The following is a 20,437-nucleotide window of genomic DNA, read 5'->3' as shown; positions in this document are numbered from 1 at the left end:
CCGAATCGAGCGAGCAGATGGGTGAAACCCCTCACCGCTCGGCCGACGCCGGCACCGGCGGGACGCGCGTGACCCAGAGTCACGAGTGGCCCGCCGGTGCCTCGGCGCGTGTGGCCGAGGCACCAGTCAGCACCCGTTCCCCGGGCGGCACCGGGCTGGGCGGCGGTGGCGGCGCGTTGCCGCGCAGCCGCAAGTTCGGCGCCGAGCGGGCCTTCCGCGGTCTCACACTGGCCGCCGGCACCGCCGTTCTGGTCATCATCGCCGCCATCGCGATCTTCCTGATCGCCAAGGCGGTGCCGGCCCTGCGCGCCAACACCGAGAACTTCTGGACCTACGAGGGCTGGTCCCCCAACGAGCCGCAGCCCAAGTTCGGCATCGGCACGCTCGCCTTCGGTACGGTGCTCAGCTCGGCGCTGGCGCTGCTGATCGCGGTGCCGGTGGCGTTGGGCATCGCGCTCTACCTCTCGCACTACGCGCCGCGCCGGCTGGGCACCGCACTCGGCTTCCTGGTCGACCTGCTGGCCGCCGTGCCGAGCGTGGTCTTCGGCCTGTGGGGGCGGGACGTCTTCAGCAACCCGGTCCGGGACTTCTCGGTCTGGCTGAACGAGCACTTCGGCTGGATCCCGCTCTTCGGCGGTGACGGCCCGTTCGGCGCCTCGATCATGCTGGGTGCCCTGGTCCTCGCGATCATGGTGTTGCCGATCATCACCTCGCTCTCCCGCGAGGTGTTCCTCCAGACGCCGACCGCGAACGAGGAGGCCGCCCTCGCGCTGGGCGCCACCCGCTGGGAGATGCTCCGCACCGCGGTGCTCCCCTACGGTCGCCCCGGCATCATCGCCGCGGTGATGCTCGGTCTGGGTCGGGCGCTCGGCGAGACCATCGCCCTGGCGCTGACCCTCGGCATCACCTTCGGCATCTCGTTCAACCTGATCCAGAACGGCGGCAACACCATCGCCGCCAACATCGCCAACGCGTTCGGCGAGGCGAACGAGACCGGCCGTGGCGCGCTCATCGCGTCCGGCCTGGTGCTGTTCACCATCACGCTGATCGTCAACATCACGGCGCGGGCGATCATCTACCGCCGCCGGGAGTTCACGGAGTCGGCCGCATGACCACAACCGTCACCTCCCACCGCACCCGCCCGCCGGCCCAGCCGGCCTCGCTGCGGGCCCGGCGGCTGCCCCGGTACGCCGCACCGGCCGTCGCCGTGGCGGCCCTGGCGCTCTCCGCCGCGCTGGTCTACGGCACCGGCATCGGCGGCCCGGTCCTCGTCGTCGTCCTCGGCGCGATCCTCTACCTGGTCGGGCTCTTCGTCGCGGCCAACGCGGTCGAGGGCCGCCGGTCGGCCCGTAACCGCACCTGGAGCGCGCTGATCCACTCCGCGTTCGTGCTGGCGGTGCTGCCGCTCGTCTCGGTCGTCTGGACGCTGCTGAGCAAGGGCACCGAGCGGCTGGACGGCACCTTCTTCCAGACCTCGATGAACAACATCGGGGCCCGGGACCCGAACGGCGGCGCGTACCACGCGATCGTCGGCACGCTGGAGCAGGTCGGGATCGCCACCCTGATCACCGTCCCGCTCGGCGTTCTCTGCGCGATCTACATCGTCGAGTACGGGCGGGGCAAGTTCGCCTTCGCGATCCGATTCTTCGTGGACGTGATGACCGGCATCCCGTCGATCGTCTCCGGCCTCTTCGTGCTGGCGTTCTGGGTGCTGGTCGTGTCGCCGTGGTTCAACGACGGCCGGCCGAGCTTCTCCGGCTTCGCCGCCGCGCTCGCGCTGAGCGTGCTCATGCTGCCCACCATCGTCCGGTCCACCGAGGAGATGCTCCGCCTCGTCCCGCCGCCACTGCGCGAGGGCGCGTACGCGCTCGGCATTCCCAAGTGGAAGACCATCCTGCGGGTGGTGGTGCCGACGGCGCTGCCCGGCATCGTCACCGGCGTCATGCTCGCCATCGCCCGCGCGGCCGGCGAGACCGCTCCGGTGCTCCTGGTCGCCGGCGGCGGCGCCGCGATCAACACCAACCCCTTCGAGAACAACCAGTCGTCGCTGTCCCTCTTCGTCTACCAGCAGGCCGGTGACGCGTCGAAGTACGCGCCGGCACGGGCGTGGACCGCGGCACTCACCCTGGTCGCCCTCGTGCTCATCCTGACGATCGCGGCGAAACTGCTGGCCCGTCGCAACAGGCTCAGCCGATGAACCCCGGAGGTACCACCATGGCCAAGCGCGTCTCCGCCTCGAACGTCACCGCCTACTACGGCGGGTTCAAGGCGATCGAGAACATCAACCTGACGGTCGAGCCGAAGACGGTCACCGCTCTCATCGGGCCGTCCGGCTGCGGCAAGTCGACCTTCCTGCGGTCGATCAACCGGATGCACGAGGTGCTGCCGGGGGCCCGGGTCGAGGGCAGCCTGACCATCGACGACCAGGACATCTACGACCGGGACGTGGACGTCACCGCGGTCCGGCGCACCATCGGCATGGTCTTCCAGCGGCCGAACCCGTTCCCCACCATGAGCATCTTCGAGAACGTGGTGGCCGGGCTGAAGCTCAACGGCGTCCGGCGCAAGTCGATCCTGGACGAGGCGGCCGAGAAGGCGCTGCGCTCGGCGAACCTGTGGGACGAGGTCAAGGACCGGCTGGGCAAGCCCGGCGCGGGCCTCTCCGGCGGTCAGCAGCAGCGGCTCTGCATCGCCCGGACCATCGCGGTCGAGCCGCAGGTCGTGTTGATGGACGAGCCCTGCTCGGCCCTGGACCCGATCTCCACGCTGGCCATCGAGGACCTGATGTTCCAGCTCAAGGACAAGTTCACGATCATCATCGTGACGCACAACATGCAGCAGGCCGCCCGTGTGTCGGACCGGACCGCCTTCTTCTCCATCGAGAAGACCGGCGACCCGGGCCGTCTCATCGAGTACGACAACACCCAGAAGATCTTCAGCAACCCGAGCGTCAAGAAGACCGAGGACTACATCACCGGCCGCTTCGGCTGAGCTTCCCCCTTCCCTCCGCGACGCAGGCGGTCCGTCTCCGGACGGACCGCTTCGTCGTTCCCGCGGCCGATGACCGTCGATCCGTGAGCTGCCTACGATCACCGGGTGCGTTCACCCGGCAGGCTCCTGCGCGGATGCCGGCCCGACCAGCGGGTCGCCGTCGGCCTGTTCGTCGTGCTCGCGGCGCTGATCCTGGTCACGCCGAACGGGCCACACCACGTGCTCGGATACGCCGCCGCCATCGCACTGGCGGCGGTGCAGGCCGGCACCATCGCGGTGCTGCGCCGCCACCCGGAGGCCGCGATGGCGGTGGCCGTCCTCGCCGGGATCGGCATCGAGTCGCTCAGTCCGGCCATCGGCTGGCTCGGTCAGGTCGCCGCGGTGCTCGCCGGGTACGCGCGGCGGAGGCCGCCGTCGCGGTCGCTGTGGGTGCTCGGCCTGCTGGTGGCCGGGACGCCCTGGAAGCTGGCGTACGGCGACTGGCGCAACGTGCTGCTCGCGATCGCCGGCCCGGCGCTCGGCTGGACCCTCGGTGAGCTTGGTCGGACCCGCGCGCTGCGCCGGCAGGACTCCGAGCGGCGCATCGTCACCCAGGAACGCGAACGGATCGCCCGCGAGCTGCACGACGTGCTGGTCCACACGGTGTCGGTGATCGTCGTGCAGGCCGGCGCCGCGCAGGACGTCTTCGACCGTCGACCCGACCTGGCCCGCGCGGCGCTCGCCTCGATCGATCTGGCCGCCCGTAGCACCCTGTCCGAACTGCGGGTGCTGTTGCAGACGATGAGCGCCGACACCGAGCCCGACTCGGCCACCCCGCAGCCCGGTCTGGCGCAACTGGACACGTTGGCCGCGTCGCTGGGGGCCACCGGGCTGACCGTCGAGCTGGACCGGGAACCGGCCCTGCCACCGTTGCCGGCGGCGGTGGACCTCTCGTCGTACCGGATCGTGCAGGAGTCGCTGACCAACACGCTGCGGCACAGCCAGGCCACCCTGGCCCGGGTGACGGTGCGGTGCTCGCCCCGGTCGGTACGGCTGGAGATCCGCGACGACGGCCCGGCCCGTCCGAGCGGCCGGGTCGACCGTTCCGCCCACCGGGGGATCGTGGGGATGCAGGAACGGGCCCGGCTGCTGGGCGGGACGCTGGACGCTGGGCCAGTGCCGGGTGGCGGCTTTCGGGTACGGGCGGACCTGCCGCTCACCTCGGCATGACGGCGGCCATCCGGGTGTTGATCGCCGACGACCAGGCCCTCGTGCGAGCCGGGTTCGCGATGATCATTGAGAGCCGCGAGGACCTCGAGGTCGTCGGCGAGGCGGGCGACGGCCTGGAGGCCGTGGCGCTGGCCGGGCGCCTGCGACCGGACGTGATCCTGATGGACGTACGGATGCCCCGGCTGGACGGCATCGAGGCGACCCGCCGGTTGGTCGCCGCCGGCCAGGCGGCGAGGATCATCATGCTGACCACGTTCGACCTGGACGAGCCGGTGTTCGCGGCGCTGCGGGCCGGTGCCAGCGGCTTCCTGCTCAAGGACATCCGCCCCGACGAGCTGGCCACGGCGGTACGGGTGGTGGCGCGCGGTGAGGCGCTGCTCGCGCCGACCGTCACCCGGCGGCTGCTCGACCGGTTCGCCAGCGAACTGCCCGGCGGCACTCCCCCGCCGGCGCTCGACGCGCTCAGCGCGCGTGAGATCGAGGTGCTCACGTTGGTCGCGCGGGCGCTCTCCAACGACGAGATCGCGGAGCGCCTGGTCCTCAGCCGGGCCACCGTGAAGACCCACCTGTCGGCGATTCTGCTCAAGCTCGGTCTGCGCGACCGGGTGCAGGCGGCTGTGCTCGCCTACGAGTGCGGCCTGGTCCGGCCGGGCACCGCTCCGCCCCGGGGATGACCGTGAGTCCCGTCCCGGGACCGATTCGAAAGGCCCGCCGAACTGCCTAATCTCCCTCCAAAGAGGAGGGAAGCATGATCCGAACTGTTCTGGCACTGCTGACCGCCGTACCCCTGATCGTCACGCCGGGATCCGCCACCGACCCGCCCACCGACCGGTGCGCGGGGTTGGCCGGGGCGCGGATCCCGCAGGTGTCGGTGACGTCGGCGGAACGGGACACCAACGCCGAGGGCCAGGAATTCTGCATGGTGCAGGGGGTGATCCGGCCGCAGACACGGTTCACCGTCAAGCTCCCCGTCTCCGGATGGACGGGGCAGTACGTGCAGCAGGGCTGTAGCGGGCTGTGCGGCACGGTGCCCGACCTGACCCTGCCGCTCTTCGGGTTCCAGTGCGCGGCCGCGCGGGACGGCAGGCTGGTGCTGGCCTCCGACGACACCGGGCACACCGGCGACCCGCAGACCAGCGAGCCCGCGACCTGGGGCGCCGACCCTCGGGCGCGACTGGAGTTCGGGCTGTTGTCCGAGCACCGGCTGCGGCGGGTGGCGGACGCGGTGATGGTCGCGTACTACGGGCACGGGCCGACGTACCGGTACTTCGACGGCTGCTCGACCGGCGGCCGGCAGGGGCTGATGCTGGCGCAGCGGTTCCCGTCCGACTTCGACGGCATCCTGGCCGGCGCACCGGTGCACAACCTGGCGCCGCTGGCGCTGCTCAACGCCTGGGTGGTGCTGCGCAACACCGACGGGTCGGGCCGGCAGATCCTCGGCCCAGAGAAGATTCCCGCGCTGCACGAGGCGGTAGTGCAGAAGTGCGGCTCGGTCATCGAGGACCCGAGGCGGTGCGGGTTCCAGCCGTCGTCGCTGCGCTGCCCGCGTGGCACGGACCGACCCGACTGCCTAACGCCCGCCCAGGTGGCGGCCGTTGTGGCGTTCTACCGGGGCCCGAACGGGCTCTACCCCGGAGGCATGCCGTACGGATCGGAACTGGGCTGGATCGACGAGTTCGTGGTGCGCTCCGGCTCCCCGGTGGACGGCAACACCGGGAGGATCGCGTTCAACTACCTGAAGTACCTCGCGTACCCGCAGAGCCCACCGGCCGACTTCCAGCTGAACGACGTGCGGTTCACCCGGGCGACGTTCGAGCGGCTGAACGTGCTGGGCGACGCCATCTACAACGCCACCGACGCGGACCTGTCCGAGTTCCGCGACCAGGGCGGCAAGCTGATCCTCTACCACGGCTGGGCGGACCCGTCCGTACCCCCGTTCTCGACGGTCGACTACTACGCGGCGGTGCAGCGTCGCGGCGGCAGCGAGGCGTTCACGCGGCTGTACATGGTTCCCGCCGGCTACCACTGCCTGTTCGGGCCGGAGCCGACCGAGCACCCGTCGGAGGTCGGCATCCCGGAGTTCCTCCAGCCGCTGATGGACTGGGTCGAGCGCGACGTCGCGCCGGGCGACATCGACGTCCTCACCTACGCGCCCAACGCGGAGCCGGACCAGCAGTTCGTCCGCTTCCTCACGGTGGCGCCGTTCGACGCGCTGGCACCGGCGCACGCCGCCCCGGGCAGCCTCAACGCCAACTACCGCTACGTCGGGCACTACTGACGGGCCGCCGGTCCGCCGTACCCGCAGGGATACGGCGGGCCGCCGGCTGGGGTCAGCCGAGCACGAAGCGGGGCTCGCCGTCGGCCGGGAGGTCCAGGCGCGGGGTGATGGGCGTGGCGGCGTCCCGGTCGGCCGCCGCCCGCGCCACCCCGGCCAGGTCGCCGGCCGCCGCCACCTGGGCCAGCGTGACCAGGGTCGGCGGCAGCATGGTCAGCTCGCCCGCCTCCGCGCGGGCCAACGCGTCCGCCGGGCGGATCCAGAGGGTGTGGTCGGCCTCGCCGGAGACGTCGCGGGTCCGCTGCCCCGCCGGCAACAGGGCGACGAAGAAGTACGTGTCGAAGCGGCGCGGTTCGAACTCCGGGGTGATCCAGCGGCTCCACGGCAGCAGCAGATCCGACCGCAGCGTGAGGTGACGGTCGGCGAGCAGCGCCGCGAAGCCCAGCCGACGCCCCTCCAGGTCCTGCCGGGCCGACTCCCAGTCGTCACCGCTGACGTCGCCCACCACAGTCGCCGGATCGGGCCCGGCGAGCAGCACGCCGGCCTCCTCGAAGACCTCCCGGGCGGCGGCGCAGACCACCGCCTGGGCGGCGTCCGGGGCCACCCCGAGCCGCCCTGCCCACTCGGCCGGCGCCGGGCCGGCCCAGTCGAGGTGCGCCGCCGAGTCGGAGCGGTCCACCCCGCCGCCGGGGAAGGCGTACATCCCGCCGAAGGTCATCGCGGCGACGCGGCGGATGACGTACACCTCGAAGTCGGTGTCGGTCGGACGCAGCAGCAGCACGGTGGCCGCGACGCGCGGCGTCGCCGGGGTACCGCTCTCGGCCTGGAACCGGCGGGCGTGCTCGACCAGGGCGGCGGGCGCGGCGAAGCCGTCGCTGTCGATCGTCATGGCGCGAGCCTAGTTCCCCGGCCCGCCGCCACCGGCTGGCGTGCGCCGGTGGGCTCCGCTCGACCGCCGACCACCCACGCGCCTCCTTTGCTCGAACGAGGTGGGCGGCCTGCGAGGTATGTCGTCGCGGTGAGGAGCACCGAGGTCTCGACGGATGAGCTGGGCGGCGGCCGGGCAGGGGGCGGTTCACCCGGTTCGGCTAGCGTTCCGGCATGACTCGTTGGGGCATCCTGGCCACCGGCCACATCGCCAGCCGTTTCGCCGAAGACCTCCGGCTGGTGCCGGACGCCGAACTGGTCGCGGTCGGCTCCCGCTCCGCCGACAGCGCGCAGCGGTTCGCCGACACGTACGACGCGAAGCGCGCGTACGGCTCCTGGGTGGAGCTGGCCGCCGATCCGGAGGTCGACGTGATCTACGTGGCGACCCCGCACGCGGCGCACCACGAGGCGGCGCTGACCTGCCTGACCGCTGGCCGGGCGGTGCTGCTGGAGAAGCCGTTCACCCTCGACCTGGCCACCAGCACCGAGCTGGTGGACACGGCCCGCGCCGCCGGGGTCTTCCTGATGGAGGCCATGTGGATGAGGACGAACCCGCTCATCCTTCGCGCGGTCCAGCTGATCGCCGAGGGTGCCATCGGCACGGTCAGCAATGTCCGGGCCGACTTCGGGGTGGCCGGACCGTTCCCGCCGGAGCACCGGATGCGCAACCCGGCGCTGGGCGGGGGCGCGCTGCTCGACCTGGGGATCTACCCGATCAGCCTGGCGCACCTGCTGCTCGGCGTGCCGCAGCACATCCGCTCCTGGGCGCACCTGGGCCCGGAGGGGACCGACGAGAACACCGGCATCCTGTTCGGGTACGACAGCGGGGCGGTGGCCACGCTGAGCTGCGGCATGGTCGGGGCGAGCTCGTTGGCCGCCTCGATCACCGGCAGCACGGGCCGCATCGACCTGCCGGAGCCGTTCTTCCGGCCGGCTTCGCTGACCCTGCACCGGGACGGCTTCGCGCCCGAGACGATCTCCGCCGAGGAGGCCGGCAACGGCTACCAGTACGAGGCGATCGAGGTGCAGCGCTGCCTGGCCGCCGGGCTGACCGAGAGCCCGCTGGTGCCGCACACCACGACGCTTGAGGTGATGACCCTGCTGGACACGATCCGCGAGCAGATCGGCGTCCGGTACGAGTGAACGCGAGAAGGCACCCCGGTCGGGGTGCCTTCTCGCGTGCCGGGTGCGGTCAGCCGAAGAGCGGCCGGACCAGCAGGTAGGCGACGCAGGCGATCAGCGCGGCCGCCGGGAACGTGATGATCCAGGCGATCACGATGTTGCCGGCGACGTTCCAGCGGACCGCGGAGAGCCGCTTGGTCGCGCCCACACCCATGATCGCCGAGGTGATCGTGTGGGTCGTGGAGATCGGCGCCTTCAACACCAGGGCGTTGAAGTAGAGCACCGCGCTGGCCACCGTCTCGGCGGCGAAGCCCTCCGGAGGCCCGAGGTCGATGATCTTGCGGCCGAGGGTGCGGATGATCCGCCAACCACCGGCGTACGTGCCGAGGGCCAGCATGGTGGCCGAGGTCCAGAAGACCCAGCCGGGGATGTGCGTCTTGCTCTCCTGGAAACCGCCGGTGTAGAGCGCCAGCACCACGATGCCCATCGTCTTGGCGGCGTCCTGCATGCCGTGGCCGACCGACATGGCGGCGGCGGACACGGTCTGCGCGTGGCGGAAACCCCGGTTGAGCCTGCCCGGCTGACCCTTGCGGAACAGCCAGAGGATCGCCAGCATCAGCAGGTAACCGAGGGTGAGGCCGACGATCGGCGAGAGCACCATCGGCAGGATGACCTTCTCGCCGATGTTGCCCCACTGCACGATGCCGCCGCTGGACAGCAGGGTCGCGCCGACCAGGCCGCCGAAGAGCGCGTGCGAGGACGACGACGGCAGGCCGAAGTACCAGGTGATCAGGTTCCAGGCGATGGCACCCAGTACCCCGGCGAAGACCACCCCGAGGCTGCTCACCCCCGTGGGGAGGGTGACCAGGCCGTCGCCGACGGTCTTGGCGACCCCGGCGCCGAAGTGGGCGCCGATGAAGTTGCCGACCGCGGCGAGGCCGAGGGCGATCCGGGGTGTCAGCGCGCGGGTGGAGACGCTTGTCGCGATCGCGTTGGCGGCGTCGTGGAAGCCGTTGGTGTAGTCGAACGCCAGGGCCACCGCGATCACCGCCAGGACGGCGATGAGTTCGGGAGTCACCGGTTCAGGACTCCTTGACCGCGATGGTCTCGACCGTGTTGGCCACGTGCTCGAAGGCGTCGCAGGCGGCTTCCAACTCGTCGGCGACCTCCTTCATCTTCAGCACCGTCAACGCGTCGTACTCACCCGAGAAGAGCCGGACGAGCAGTTGCCGGTTGATCCGGTCGCCCTCGTTCTCCAGCCGGTTGCACTCGATCCAGTAGTCCTCGAGATCCTTCATCGACTGCAGCCGGGGCATCGCCTCGGCGGTCAGCTTGGCCTGCTGGTCGAGCACGTTGACCATCTCGTGCAGCTCCCGGGGCAGCGCCGGCAGCTCGGTCAGCCCGTACAGGTACAGCAGGTCGCCGACCGCCTCCAGGTGGTCCATCACGTCGTCGAGCAGCGAGCCGAGCCGGTAGATGTCCTCCCGGTCGAACGGCGTGATGAAGGTCGAGTTGATCTTCTTGTAGAGATCATGCGTGATCTGGTCGCTGTCGTGCTCGACCTCGGTCAGCCGCTCGCTGACCGACTGCACGTCGACACCGGGCAGAGCCAGCTCGTTCAACAGCGCGGTGCCCCGGACCAGGTTCTGCGCGGCCCTGGTGAAGAGCTCGTAGAAGGCGCCCTCGGTGGGGCGGAAGGAAAACTTCACAGCACAGACCTCGTCGCGTCGGTGGAAGGGTGGCGGCGTCCGTCGGCGTCCGCTCGGTGAATGCTAGGAAACGCCAGAACTGCAAATTCGTCGGCCCACCCCTGGCCAGGCCACATTCACCGCTCGTTCACCTGCTGTTCATCTCGGGCGTCCCAACCGTCCCCGCTCCCCCAGCGGCCAGCCGCTCACGCTCGCGCGCCACGTCGAAATCGGCAGGCGGATACCCCAGATCGAGCGTGTCGAACGTCTCCCGCAGCAGGTGTGCCACGGCCCAGTCCCGGTACCACTTGCGGTCCGCCGGCACCACGAACCACGGCGCGGCGTCCGTGCCGCACCGGCTCAGCGCCTCGGCGTACGCGGCCTGGTAGTCGTCCCACTGCGCCCGGGAGTCGACGTCCGACGGGTTGTACTTCCAGTGCTTGTGCGGGTCCGTGAGCCGTTCCAGCAGCCGCTCGCCCTGCTCGGCGTACGAGATGTGCAGCATCACCTTCACGACGGTCACCCCGTCGTCGACCAACTCCCGCTCGAAGGAGTTGATCTGGTCGTAGCGGGCCCGCCAGATCGCCTCCGGCACCAACGACCCGACCCGGGCGATCAACACGTCCTCGTAGTGTGAGCGGTTGAACATCCCCACGTACCCGGGCGGAGGCAGCTCCCGGCGGATCCGCCACAGAAAGTCGTGCCGCAGCTCCTGCGGGGTCGGCGGACCGAACGACCGGATGTGCAGGCCGAGGGGGTTCATCGCGCCGGCCACCCGCTTGATCGTGCCGTCCTTGCCACCGCAGTCCATCGCCTGGAGCACCAGCAGCACCCGGCGCGCCGGGTGCTCCGAGCCGGCCTTGGCCATCGCGAAGAGCATCTCCTGCTGCCGGCCCAGCTCCTCGCCGACCAGCGCCACCTGCGCACGGGCCCAGGTCTTGCGGTGTTCGCCGACCACCTCGGCCGGCGGCAGGCCGGGCGTGGACCGGGGATCGATCGCGGCGAGATCCACCGGCGCGGTGACCCGCAACAGGTCCCGCACGGGCCCGCCGTCCGGCGCCACGACCCGCTCGCTCTGCCCTTGCCGGGGTTCGCTCATCCTCGGATCATCGCCCAACCGCCGGCCATCCGCGCGCCGAGGCCCACCGGCCCACCGAGGCCCAGCCAGGGCCCACCAGGCCCACCGAGGCCCGCCGTCACGTCCGGGGCCGCCGGCGCGTCCGGTTGGTTGGAGGATGTGCGCCAGGGGACGTGGCGCTCGGGGGAGGGTGGTGGGTCGTGCGAGACCTGGCGACGGAGTTCGAGGCCGAGCGGGGTCGGCTGCTCGCGGTGGCCCACCGGATGCTGGGCAGCCGCAGCGAGGCCGAGGACGCGGTGCAGGAGACCTGGCTGCGTTACGCCGGGGCGCTCGCCGACCCGGCCGCCCGCGCCGAGATCCGCGATCTCTCCGCGTGGTTGACCACCACCTGCGCCCGGATCTGCCTGGACGTGCTGCGCTCGGCGCGGGTCCGCCGCGAGGCGTACCCCGGGCAGTGGCTCCCGGAACCGGTCGTGAGCCCGCTGCACGGCGGCGAAGCCAGCGGTGGGTACGCCCCCGACCCCGCCGAACGCGCGGTCCGCACCGACCAGGTCGGCACGGCGCTGCGGGTGCTGCTGGAACGGCTCGCGCCCGAGCAGCGGCTCGCGTTCGTGCTGCACGACGTGTTCGCGGTGCCGTTCGCCCGGGTGGCGGACGTCCTCGGCACCAGCGAGGTGGCCGCCCGGCAGCTCGCCTCCCGGGCCCGCAGGGCCGTCGCCGCACCGGACGCGCCCCGGCACACCGCTGACCCGGCCGAGCAGCGGCGCGTCCTCGCGGCGTTCGTGGCCGCCACCGAGTCCGGCGAGCTGGATCCGCTGCTGCGGGTGCTCGCGCCGGACGTGGTCCTGATCGGCGACTCGGGCGGGCACTTCCCGACGGCCCGCCGGCCGGTGGTCGGCGCGGACACGGTGGGCCGCTTCACGCTCGGCCTGTTCGGCCGGACCGGGCGGTACGCGCGACGGATGCGGGCCCGCCCGGTGCTTGTCGACGGCGTCCTCGGCCTCCAGGTGGAGACGGCGCACAGCGACGGGCGGCCGATCCGCGTGGTCACCGCGTTCGCGGTCGACGGCGGCCGGATCACCGGCATCTTCAACCAGCTCAACCCGGAGAAGCTGGCCGACCTGCCGCCGCTGGGCGACGACGACCGGTGGCCGCCGCGCTGGTGAGCCCGCGCCGGCTCAGACCACCAGCGCCAACCATTTGCGGTACGACGTCGCGAACGGCTCGGTGCCGTCGCCGAGGGCGCCGTACAGCCACTGGGCCGCCGCCTCGGCCTCGACCACCACGTCCTGCGGGTAGCCGAAACGGGCCCGGTGCTCGGCGAACTCGTCCTCGTCGAGCAGTTCCACCAGGCCGGTGGCCCGCCGCCGGACCACGTCCAGGTCGAGGTCGATCAGGTGAACGGTGTCGTCGGACTCCCAGCGGGCCGGGGTGGCGATGTCGCAGTAGACCTCGCTGGTCCGTGGCGGCGGGTTGAACATGCCCGTCCACCACGCGTGGTGCGGCACCAGCAGGACGAAGGGGATCTTCTCCACCGACGGCCGGCCGTGGTAGACCGACTCGGTGCCGAAGGGGACGCCGAGCCAGACGCCGAGATCGTCCTCCGCGAGGCGGCGGGCCGGGTAGTCACGGTGCGCGCTGCCGTCGTACTTGCGGTAGATCACTCGGACCACGTCGCTCGGCATGATTCGCACCCTAACCGATACTGCCCACGCGTCGTAGCACGGCCGTAACCGGACGGGGTGGACCAGCGAGGTCGATGGGTGGTCCGCGCCACGCGGGCGGATGGGCACGGACGCTGTCGGCGGCGGCGGGTACCGTCGCACGGTGACTCCGCCCCGCACCGCCACCGGTTCCGCCACCCCGTCGGCCCGCGGTGGAAGCCGGCGGCGGGGTGCCCGGCCCAGCGGCACGGAGCTGCTCGCGGCCGCGGTCGGCGCGGTCCCCGGCGGCACGGCGCGGCCCGGCCAGCAGCAGATGACGACCGCCATCGAGGAGTGCGTGACCAGCGGCGAGCACCTGCTCGTGCAGGCGGGCACCGGCACCGGCAAGTCGCTGGCGTACCTCGCGCCGGCTCTCACCGTGGACGGCCCGGTGGTGGTCTCCACGGCCACCCTGGCGTTGCAGTCCCAGCTCGTCGACCACGACCTGCCCCGGCTGGCCGACGCCGTCGAGCCGCTGCTCGGCCGCCGGCCCACGTTCGCGGTGCTCAAGGGCCGGCACCACTACCTCTGCCTGGCGCGGCTGGACAACTCCACCGAGGACGAGCCGGAGGACACCCTCTTCGACGCCCCGGCCGCCCGCCCCGGCGGCGGCACGAAGTGGCTCGGCGAGGCGGGCCGGCTGGGCAAGCAGATCGAGCGGCTGCGCGACTGGGCCGAGAAGACCGACACCGGCGACCGCGACGAGCTGGACCCGGGCGTCGACGACCAGGCCTGGCGGCTGGTCTCGATGCCGTCGCGGGAGTGCGTCGGCGCGGCCCGCTGCCCGTTCGGCGCGGAGTGCTTCGCCGAGGCGTCCCGGGCCCGCGCTCGCGAGGCCGACATCGTGGTGACCAACCACAGCCTCCTGGCGGTCGACATGCTGGCCGACCGGCACATCGTCCCGCCGCACAAGCTGCTCATCGTCGACGAGGCACACGAGCTGGCCGACCGGGTCTCCTCGGCCGCCCAGGCCGAGCTGGTGCCGGAGCTGATCGACCGGACCACCCGGCGGGCCCGTACGCTGCTGCGGCCGGAGACCGCCGACGCGCTCACCGCCGCCGGTGACGCCCTCGCCGTCGGGCTGGCCGAGGCCCCGGCCGGTCGACTCACCGCCGGCCTGCCGACGCCACTGCGCGAGGCGTGCACGCTGCTCGACGCGGCCACCCGCGCCGCCCTGGACGCGATCGGCGAGATCAAGTCAGATGATCCCGACCCGGTCCGCAAGCAGCAGGCCAAGGCCGCCCTGGACGACCTCTCCACCACCGCCCAGCGGCTCCTCGAAGAGGCCGACCACGACGTGGCCTGGGTGGAGAAGAACGACAGCGGCAGCCGACGGGCCCTCGTGGTCGCACCCCTGTCGGTGGCCGGCACCCTCGCCACCCACCTGTACGACGAACGCACCGTCGTGGCCACCTCGGCCACCCTGGCGCTCGGCGGCCGGTTCGACACGGTGGCCCGCGCCCTCGGCCTGGACGCGCCGCCACCCGCACCACCGTCCCCGGCCGCTGCCGCGCAGGCCGCCCGCACCGCCCCGGGCCGCCCGGTCGCCGAGGCGCCCGGCCGTCGGCTCACGGGCGACACCAACCCGGGGTCCGTCGTGCCGGCGACCGAGGGGCCGGGTTGGCGCTCCCTGGACGTGGGCTCGCCGTTCGACTACGCCCGGCAGGGCATCCTGTACGTCGCCGCGCACCTGCCCCGGCCCAGCGTCTCCGGGCTGCCCGACGCGGCCGGGGAGGAGCTGCTCGGGCTCGTCGAGGCGCTCGGTGGTCGTACTCTCGGGCTCTTCTCCTCGCGGCGGGCCGCGACGCAGGCGGCGGAGCTGCTGCGCGCGCGGACCGACCTGCCGGTGTTGTTGCAGGGCGAGGAGGCGCTGCCGCTGCTGGTCCGCCGTTTCCGCGAGGAGCGGTCCAGCTGCCTGTTCGGGGTGATGTCGCTCTGGCAGGGGGTGGACGTGCCGGGCGACGCCTGCCAGCTCGTGGTCATCGACCGGCTGCCCTTCCCACGGCCCGACGAACCCCTCGCGGCGGCCCGCGCCGCTGCCGTGGACGCGGGCGGCGGCTCCGGCTTCGCCGCGGTCAGCGTGCCGATCGCGGCCGTCCGGCTGGCGCAGGGAGTGGGCCGACTGATCCGGGCCACCGGCGACAAGGGAGTCGTCGCGGTGCTCGACTCGCGCCTGGAGACGGCGCGGGGCTACGGGCCGTTCCTGCGCCGCTCGCTGCCCCCGTTCTGGTACACGACCCGCCCCGAGGTAGCCCGCGGCGCCCTGCAACGCCTCGCCACCACCTGACCCCGCGCCCCGCGCCCAAGGTCGTGCAATAACAAGGATGTAGTGGCATCCCCGGCCGGGGATGCCACTACATCAACGATCGTGCGTGATCACGGCGCGGGAGGCGCGCCGCTCGTGCGGTCAGGGGGCCTGCGCGGCGACGACGACGGCGTCGGGTGGGGTGTCCGGGACCGTCCGGGCGGCCAGTCGGCGTACGGCGGTGTTCAGCACCGCAATCAGCGGCACGGAGACCAGCGCGCCGGTGATGCCCGCGAGCACCACGCCGGCCGCGATCCCGATGATCACCGCGAGCGGGTGGATGGCCACCGCCCGGCCCATGATGAGGGGCTGGAGGATGTGGCCCTCCACCTGCTGCACACCGATAACCGCACCCAGGATGATCAGCGCGGTTACCGGCCCGCTGTCGACAAGCGCCACCAGCACCGCCACCCCACCGGAGAGCGCCGCGCCGACGATCGGGATGAACGCGCCGAGGAACACCAGGGCCGCCAGCGGGAAGGCGAACGGCACATCGAAGATGACCAGGAAGATGCCGATGCCGACCGCGTCGATGAAGGCGACCAGCACGGTCGCGCGGACGTACGCGACGAGGGTCTGCCAGGCGGCGCGGCCGGCGTCGTCGACCTTCCACCGGGCGGCCACCGGCAGCAGCCGGACGAGGAAACGCCAGATCTTGTTGCCGTCACGCAGGAAGAAGAACGTCGCGAACAGCACCAGCAGCGTGCCGGTCAGCACCTCCGCCAGCGTCGCCGCGGTGCTCAGCGCGCCGCTGGTGAACTTCGAGGTGTTGTCGTTGATCCAGCCCTGCGCCTCGTTGATGTAGCGGTCGAGCTGGGTGTCGGACAGGTGCAACGGGCCGGTCTTCAGCCAGTTCTGGATCTGCCGGACGCCCTGCGAGGACTTCTCGCTCAGCTCCGGTACGCCCTGGATGAACTCGTTGACCACCAGGGTCAGCGTGCCGATGACGCCCGCCAGACCGCCGACCAGCACCACGGCCGTCGCCAGCGAACGGGGCAACCGGGCCCGCAGCAGCCAACCCACGGCCGGCGCGAGCAACGCCGAGAGCAGCAACGCGATGGCCAGCGGGATGATCACGATCCGGACCGTGCCGACGATCCGGAGCAGCGCCCACGCCACCACGCCGATCACGATCAGCCGCCAGCACCAGGCGGCGGCGATTCGCAGCCCGTGCGGCACGTCGGCGTCGTCCCGGCTGGACGTCGAGCTGTGCAGGTCCACCGGAGGCTCCGCGCCGACGACCGTGGCCTTCGCCGGAGCGGCGGGCCCGGGAACGGCCGGCGAGGCCACCCCGGCCGTCTCCGGCGCGTCGCTCGGCGTCTCCTGAGCCGCGCGAACCGACTCCTGTCCTGACCGGTAGGCGCGGCGCAGCCGCCCGCGTACCCGCTCGAAGCGGCTCAAGCGCACCTCCTGGCAGAAGAGTCGTCCGCCCACGGCGACAGGTCGGACAGCATACGTCCGTTCCCCACACCGTAGGGCAGTTCCGCCACACAATGCCCGGACGGCCAGGGACGTAACCACCGGCGGCCGGTCCCTCGCGACACGGTAGCGTCTGCCCCGTGACCGCCGACCAGGATTTCGACTCCGGCCTGCCGATCCGCCTGCTGCACGACCGCGTGCTGGTACGGATGGACGGCAGCGAGGGCGAGCGCCGTTCGACCGCTGGCATCGTCATCCCGGCTACCGCCGCTGTCGGCAAGCGCCTCGCGTGGGCCACCGCCGTCGGCGTGGGGCCGAACGTCCGCGCCATCGTCTCCGGCGACCGGGTGCTCTTCGACCCGGACGAGCGTTCCGAGGTCGAGCTGCACGGCCGCGGGTACGTGCTGTTGCGGGAACGCGACGTGCACGCCGTGGCCGCCGAGCGGGTCGAGAACGACTCCACCGGCCTCTATCTCTGACGCACCTCCCCTGGCCAGCGGGCGCCACCGCGCCGTTTGCCAGCCCGTGGCGTGGGAAGCCAGCCGGCGACCGTGGGCCCTGGGGAGGGACGATGCCGGTATTCGTGAAGAAACTGCTGGCCTGGGGCAGCGTCGCGTTCCTGATCTACTTCATGGCGTTCCGGCCGGACGGGGCCGCGCAGATGTTCAAGGGGATCGGAGCCGCGCTGATGGCGATGGCGCAGGGGCTCGGTGACTTCCTCACCACCCTGATGACCTGACCCCCGCCAGCGCCCGTCAGGAGTGACCGGGCGGCCACGGCGCCGGGGGGCGCAGGCCGTGCCAACCGGGCGGCGCGTAGCCCATGGGGGGCGGCGGCGGGGCGAGCACCACCGGGATCGGCACGACCGGCTCGTCGGGCGCTTCCACCGGCCGCTGCGTACCGTCCGGGAAGCGCAGGTGGTAGCGGCTGCCGTCCCAGACACCCACCGGCGCCTGCGGGTCACGCCCCACGAAGAACGACCGGTGCGCGGTGATGGCCTCCAGCAGTTGCCGTTCCTCGGCAACCGCCCGCTCCCGGTCGGCGGGCTTACGGTCCAGACCACGAAGCGTCCCGTCGCGCAGCAGGGCCAGCCGCGTCGCGGCGAGCTGGTACCCGCGCATCGCCCGCACCCCGGCGTCGCCGGCGACCCGGCGTGCCCAGCTGCGGGCCGCGTGCCGGCGGCCCAGGCTGCTCAGGGCGGCCACCTCGGGCGGGCTCAGCCAGCCGGCGCGCACGTAGTCGGGCAGGGTCCGCTCGGTGAGCCGCCCCTCCCAGGCGCGCAGCCACACGGCCAGCCCGACCGTGCCGAAGAACACCGGCACCATCAGGCCCAGGAAGCCGTACAGCATGATCACCGCTTCGCCGGTGGCCTGGGTCAACGTCGGCAGCAGGTTCCACGTGCCGTGCAGCATCATCGCCAGCAGCAGGCCGGCGATGGGGGCGAGCACGCGGACCCGCCGGTCGGCCGTGCGCGAGGCGACACCGAGCCCGACACCTGTCATCGAGGTGAAGAGCGGATGGGCGAACCCGAACAGGAGGATCCGCACGATGAAGATGGCGATCACCTGCTGGGTGCCGGTCGCCGGGCCGTACCGGTCGGCGCCGGCCGCATAGCCGTACCCGCCCAGGTAGAGGATGTTCTCCACCATCGCGAAGCCGACCGCGGAGAGCCCGCAGTAGACCAGGCCGTCGGTGATGCCGGACCACTCCCGACGCCGGAACACCAGCAGCAGGATCGGACCGAGGGCCTTGGTCAGCTCCTCGATGAACGGCGCCACCAGCACGCCGGTCAGCGCCTCCGGCAGCCCCCAGTCGGCGAACCGCCCGGCGGCGAACTCGTTCACCTTGAGGGAGGCGGCGGTGGAGACGAACGCGCCCCAGGCGAAGCAGAAGATCAGATATTTCAGCGGTTCCGGCTCGTACCGGTCCAGCCAGAGGAAGCAGGCGACCAGCACCGGCACCGGCAGGATCGCGGCGACCACCCCGATGAGCAGCGCGTCGAGGCCCAGCGACTGGCCGAGGGTGATGACCATGAAGACCGCGCACGCCGCGATGAACAGCACCACCCCGGCCAGCACCAGGAACCGCAGCCAAACCAGTCGGCGCGGCGGCATCCGGGGCGCCGCGACGACAGCCGGATCGGCGGGCGTGGGCGGCGACGGCAGGGGTGCACCGGGCGGGGTGTCGGCCATGCGGTCAGCGTAGCCATCCCCCGCCGGCTGGTCCGGTCGCATCCACAGCCGCTATGCTGCCGGCAGGTCACGAGCGCCAGCGTGAAGCCCCGGCTTGCTGGCCGGCAACCCTCGTCGAGTTCGCGGTGGGGTGCCCCGGGTGATGACCGGGCCCAGCCCGATCGGCGTGCTGGGCAAGCGCGGACCCCGTCCCGACACCGCACCCGGGGTCCCTGACCCCGGAGGTTCCGGCGTGTCCGTCACCCTCGTACCCTCGCTGCCCGCCCTGCCCGCCCTGCCCGCCCTGCCCACCGTCGCGCCCAGCCCGTTGGCGCCGCTCGACGTGCTCGGCGTACCCGGCGAGATCAACCTCGACTACGCGGCCACCGCGCCGTGCGCGCGGGCCGCGGCCGACGCGGTGACCGAACTGCTTCCCTGGTACGCCAGCGTGCACCGCGGCGCGGGAGCGCTGTCGCGGCGCTGCACACTGGCCTACGAGCGGGCCCGGCAGACGGTCGGCGACTTCTTCGGCGCCCGCGCCGACGACCACGTGATCTTCACTCGGAACACCACCGACGCCCTCAACCTGCTGGCCCGGGCGCTGCCCGCCGGCACGACAGTCGTCACCTTCGCGGGCGAGCACCACGCCAACCTGCTGCCCTGGCCCCGCGGCTCGGTACGCCTGTCGGTGCCCGCCGACCCGGCCGGGGCGGTACGCGCTCTCGCCGCCGCCCTCACCGAGCTGCGCCGCGACAGCAACCCCGCGCTGCCGGTGCTGGTCGCCGTGACCGGGGCGAGCAACGTGACCGGGGAGCTGTGGCCGGTCGCCGAGCTGGCCCGGGTGGCCCACCGGCACAACGCCCGGATCGTCCTCGACGCCGCACAGCTCGCGCCGCACGCCCCGGTCGACCTGCACACGCTCGACGTGGACTACCTGGCCGTCTCCGGCCACAAGCTGTACGCCCCGTTTGGCGCGGGTGTGCTCATCGGCCGGGCGGACTGGCTGGACGCCGCCGCGCCGTACCTGGCCGGTGGCGGTGCCACCAGCCACGTCGGGCCAGCGACCCACGATGTGACCTGGGCGAACGGCCCGGCCCGACACGAGGGCGGCACCCCGAATCTGCTGGGCGCGGTGGCGCTGGCGGCGGTGTGCGCGGCGCTGGCCGACGCCGACCGGGTCGCGCTGGCCGCCCGTGAGCAGGCGCTGCTGGCCCGGCTGCGCGCCGGCCTCGCCGCCCTGCCGCACGTGGTGGAGTTGCGCACGTTCGGCCCCGACGCGCCCCGGGTCGGCATCGTCTCGTTCGTGGTCGCCGGCTGGGACTCCGCAGAGGTGGCCGCCCGGCTGGCCACCGAGCACCGGATCGGCGTACGCGATGGGCTGTTCTGCGCCCACCCGCTGGCCCGGCGGCTGCTCGGCGAGGCCGCCGGGCGTACCGGCCGGCGGGATCTTCCGCCGACCGCGTTGCGCGCCAGCATCGGTCTGGGCAGCACCACGGCCCAGGTCGACCGGCTGCTCGCCGCGCTCGCCGAGCTGAGCTGAGCTGAGCGG

General features: G+C 72.5%; 19 protein-coding genes and 1 riboswitch. Of the genes, 12 read left to right on the top strand and 7 right to left on the bottom strand.

Going from position 1 to position 20,437, the window contains the following annotated elements; translation table 11 throughout:
- Positions 1-17 precede the first annotated feature (17 nt).
- The 6 genes from pstC (at position 18) to ACFYPH_RS01405 (ending at position 6,478) form a co-directional block, all read left to right on the top strand.
- Positions 18-1,112: a phosphate ABC transporter permease subunit PstC gene (pstC, locus tag ACFYPH_RS01430; RefSeq protein ID WP_354861653.1), complete on the top strand. Its 1,095-nt coding sequence runs from the start codon at positions 18-20 to the stop codon at positions 1,110-1,112.
- On the top strand, positions 1,109-2,197 hold the full coding sequence (gene pstA / locus ACFYPH_RS01425; protein WP_387178114.1) for a phosphate ABC transporter permease PstA: 1,089 nt from the start codon (positions 1,109-1,111) through the stop codon (positions 2,195-2,197). The genes pstC and pstA overlap by 4 nt, the downstream gene beginning before the upstream one ends.
- Before the next feature lie 17 nt (positions 2,198-2,214).
- Positions 2,215-2,991: a phosphate ABC transporter ATP-binding protein PstB gene (pstB, locus tag ACFYPH_RS01420; protein ID WP_354861658.1), complete on the top strand. Its 777-nt coding sequence runs from the start codon at positions 2,215-2,217 to the stop codon at positions 2,989-2,991.
- A gap of 105 nt (positions 2,992-3,096) precedes the next feature.
- Complete coding sequence (locus ACFYPH_RS01415; RefSeq protein ID WP_387178111.1) at positions 3,097-4,200, top strand: sensor histidine kinase; 1,104 nt, start codon at positions 3,097-3,099, stop codon at positions 4,198-4,200.
- The gene (locus ACFYPH_RS01410; RefSeq protein WP_354861648.1) at positions 4,197-4,874 is read left to right on the top strand and encodes a response regulator transcription factor; all 678 of its coding nucleotides are present in this window, start codon (positions 4,197-4,199) and stop codon (positions 4,872-4,874) included. Before ACFYPH_RS01415 ends, ACFYPH_RS01410 begins: the two co-directional genes overlap by 4 nt.
- Before the next feature lie 74 nt (positions 4,875-4,948).
- Positions 4,949-6,478: a tannase/feruloyl esterase family alpha/beta hydrolase gene (locus ACFYPH_RS01405; RefSeq protein ID WP_387178108.1), complete on the top strand. Its 1,530-nt coding sequence runs from the start codon at positions 4,949-4,951 to the stop codon at positions 6,476-6,478.
- A 52-nt stretch (positions 6,479-6,530) separates the two neighbouring features.
- Here the strand turns inward: ACFYPH_RS01405 and ACFYPH_RS01400 are convergent, their stop codons facing one another.
- On the bottom strand, positions 6,531-7,364 hold the full coding sequence (locus ACFYPH_RS01400; protein ID WP_387178106.1) for an NUDIX hydrolase: 834 nt from the start codon (positions 7,362-7,364) through the stop codon (positions 6,531-6,533).
- Positions 7,365-7,576: 212 nt separating this feature from the next.
- Here ACFYPH_RS01400 and ACFYPH_RS01395 point away from each other — a divergent pair, with 212 nt between their 5' ends.
- Positions 7,577-8,545 carry a Gfo/Idh/MocA family oxidoreductase gene (locus tag ACFYPH_RS01395; protein ID WP_354861643.1) on the top strand — a complete coding sequence of 323 codons (969 nt, stop codon included), beginning with the start codon at positions 7,577-7,579 and terminating at the stop codon, positions 8,543-8,545.
- Between the two features lie 49 nt (positions 8,546-8,594).
- Here ACFYPH_RS01395 and ACFYPH_RS01390 read toward each other — a convergent pair whose 3' ends face one another.
- From ACFYPH_RS01390 to ACFYPH_RS01380, 3 genes are all read right to left on the bottom strand, one after another.
- Positions 8,595-9,602 (bottom strand): inorganic phosphate transporter, encoded by a 1,008-nt coding sequence (locus ACFYPH_RS01390; protein WP_354861642.1) that lies wholly within the window; start codon positions 9,600-9,602, stop codon positions 8,595-8,597.
- A gap of 4 nt (positions 9,603-9,606) precedes the next feature.
- Complete coding sequence (locus ACFYPH_RS01385) at positions 9,607-10,233, bottom strand: DUF47 domain-containing protein (RefSeq protein WP_007465788.1); 627 nt, start codon at positions 10,231-10,233, stop codon at positions 9,607-9,609.
- Between the two features lie 127 nt (positions 10,234-10,360).
- On the bottom strand, positions 10,361-11,311 hold the full coding sequence (locus ACFYPH_RS01380) for a PPK2 family polyphosphate kinase (RefSeq protein WP_354861640.1): 951 nt from the start codon (positions 11,309-11,311) through the stop codon (positions 10,361-10,363).
- Positions 11,312-11,490: 179 nt separating this feature from the next.
- On the opposite strand from ACFYPH_RS01380, the gene sigJ reads away from it, so the two are divergent.
- Positions 11,491-12,456, top strand: a complete 966-nt coding sequence (gene sigJ / locus ACFYPH_RS01375; RefSeq protein ID WP_387178100.1) for an RNA polymerase sigma factor SigJ — start codon at positions 11,491-11,493, stop codon at positions 12,454-12,456.
- 12 nt (positions 12,457-12,468) lie between these two features.
- Here the strand turns inward: sigJ and ACFYPH_RS01370 are convergent, their stop codons facing one another.
- Entirely contained in the window at positions 12,469-12,975 is a 507-nt protein-coding gene (locus tag ACFYPH_RS01370; protein ID WP_354861637.1) for a DUF402 domain-containing protein, read from the bottom strand.
- A gap of 100 nt (positions 12,976-13,075) precedes the next feature.
- Here ACFYPH_RS01370 and ACFYPH_RS01365 point away from each other — a divergent pair, with 100 nt between their 5' ends.
- Entirely contained in the window at positions 13,076-15,280 is a 2,205-nt protein-coding gene (locus tag ACFYPH_RS01365; protein ID WP_387178096.1) for an ATP-dependent DNA helicase, read from the top strand.
- Between the two features lie 120 nt (positions 15,281-15,400).
- Here the strand turns inward: ACFYPH_RS01365 and ACFYPH_RS01360 are convergent, their stop codons facing one another.
- Positions 15,401-16,699: an AI-2E family transporter gene (locus ACFYPH_RS01360; RefSeq protein WP_354861476.1), complete on the bottom strand. Its 1,299-nt coding sequence runs from the start codon at positions 16,697-16,699 to the stop codon at positions 15,401-15,403.
- A 158-nt stretch (positions 16,700-16,857) separates the two neighbouring features.
- Here ACFYPH_RS01360 and ACFYPH_RS01355 point away from each other — a divergent pair, with 158 nt between their 5' ends.
- Positions 16,858-17,196 (top strand): co-chaperone GroES, encoded by a 339-nt coding sequence (locus ACFYPH_RS01355; protein ID WP_354861475.1) that lies wholly within the window; start codon positions 16,858-16,860, stop codon positions 17,194-17,196.
- 92 nt (positions 17,197-17,288) lie between these two features.
- The gene (locus ACFYPH_RS01350; protein ID WP_354861473.1) at positions 17,289-17,456 is read left to right on the top strand and encodes a hypothetical protein; all 168 of its coding nucleotides are present in this window, start codon (positions 17,289-17,291) and stop codon (positions 17,454-17,456) included.
- A gap of 16 nt (positions 17,457-17,472) precedes the next feature.
- Here ACFYPH_RS01350 and ACFYPH_RS01345 read toward each other — a convergent pair whose 3' ends face one another.
- Positions 17,473-18,951, bottom strand: coding sequence for a PrsW family intramembrane metalloprotease (locus ACFYPH_RS01345; protein ID WP_354861471.1), 1,479 nt, complete (start codon positions 18,949-18,951; stop codon positions 17,473-17,475).
- A gap of 23 nt (positions 18,952-18,974) precedes the next feature.
- A riboswitch (SAM riboswitch) is annotated at positions 18,975-19,095 on the top strand.
- A 97-nt stretch (positions 19,096-19,192) separates the two neighbouring features.
- Here ACFYPH_RS01345 and ACFYPH_RS01340 point away from each other — a divergent pair.
- Positions 19,193-20,428 (top strand): aminotransferase class V-fold PLP-dependent enzyme, encoded by a 1,236-nt coding sequence (locus tag ACFYPH_RS01340; RefSeq protein WP_387179303.1) that lies wholly within the window; start codon positions 19,193-19,195, stop codon positions 20,426-20,428.
- Positions 20,429-20,437 lie beyond the last annotated feature (9 nt).

The organism is Micromonospora sp. NPDC005252, from assembly GCF_042872475.1.
Taxonomy (GTDB): domain Bacteria; phylum Actinomycetota; class Actinomycetes; order Mycobacteriales; family Micromonosporaceae; genus Micromonospora.
The sequence above is the reverse complement of the archived record's forward strand: the minus strand, read 5'-3'. Positions and strand labels throughout refer to the sequence as shown.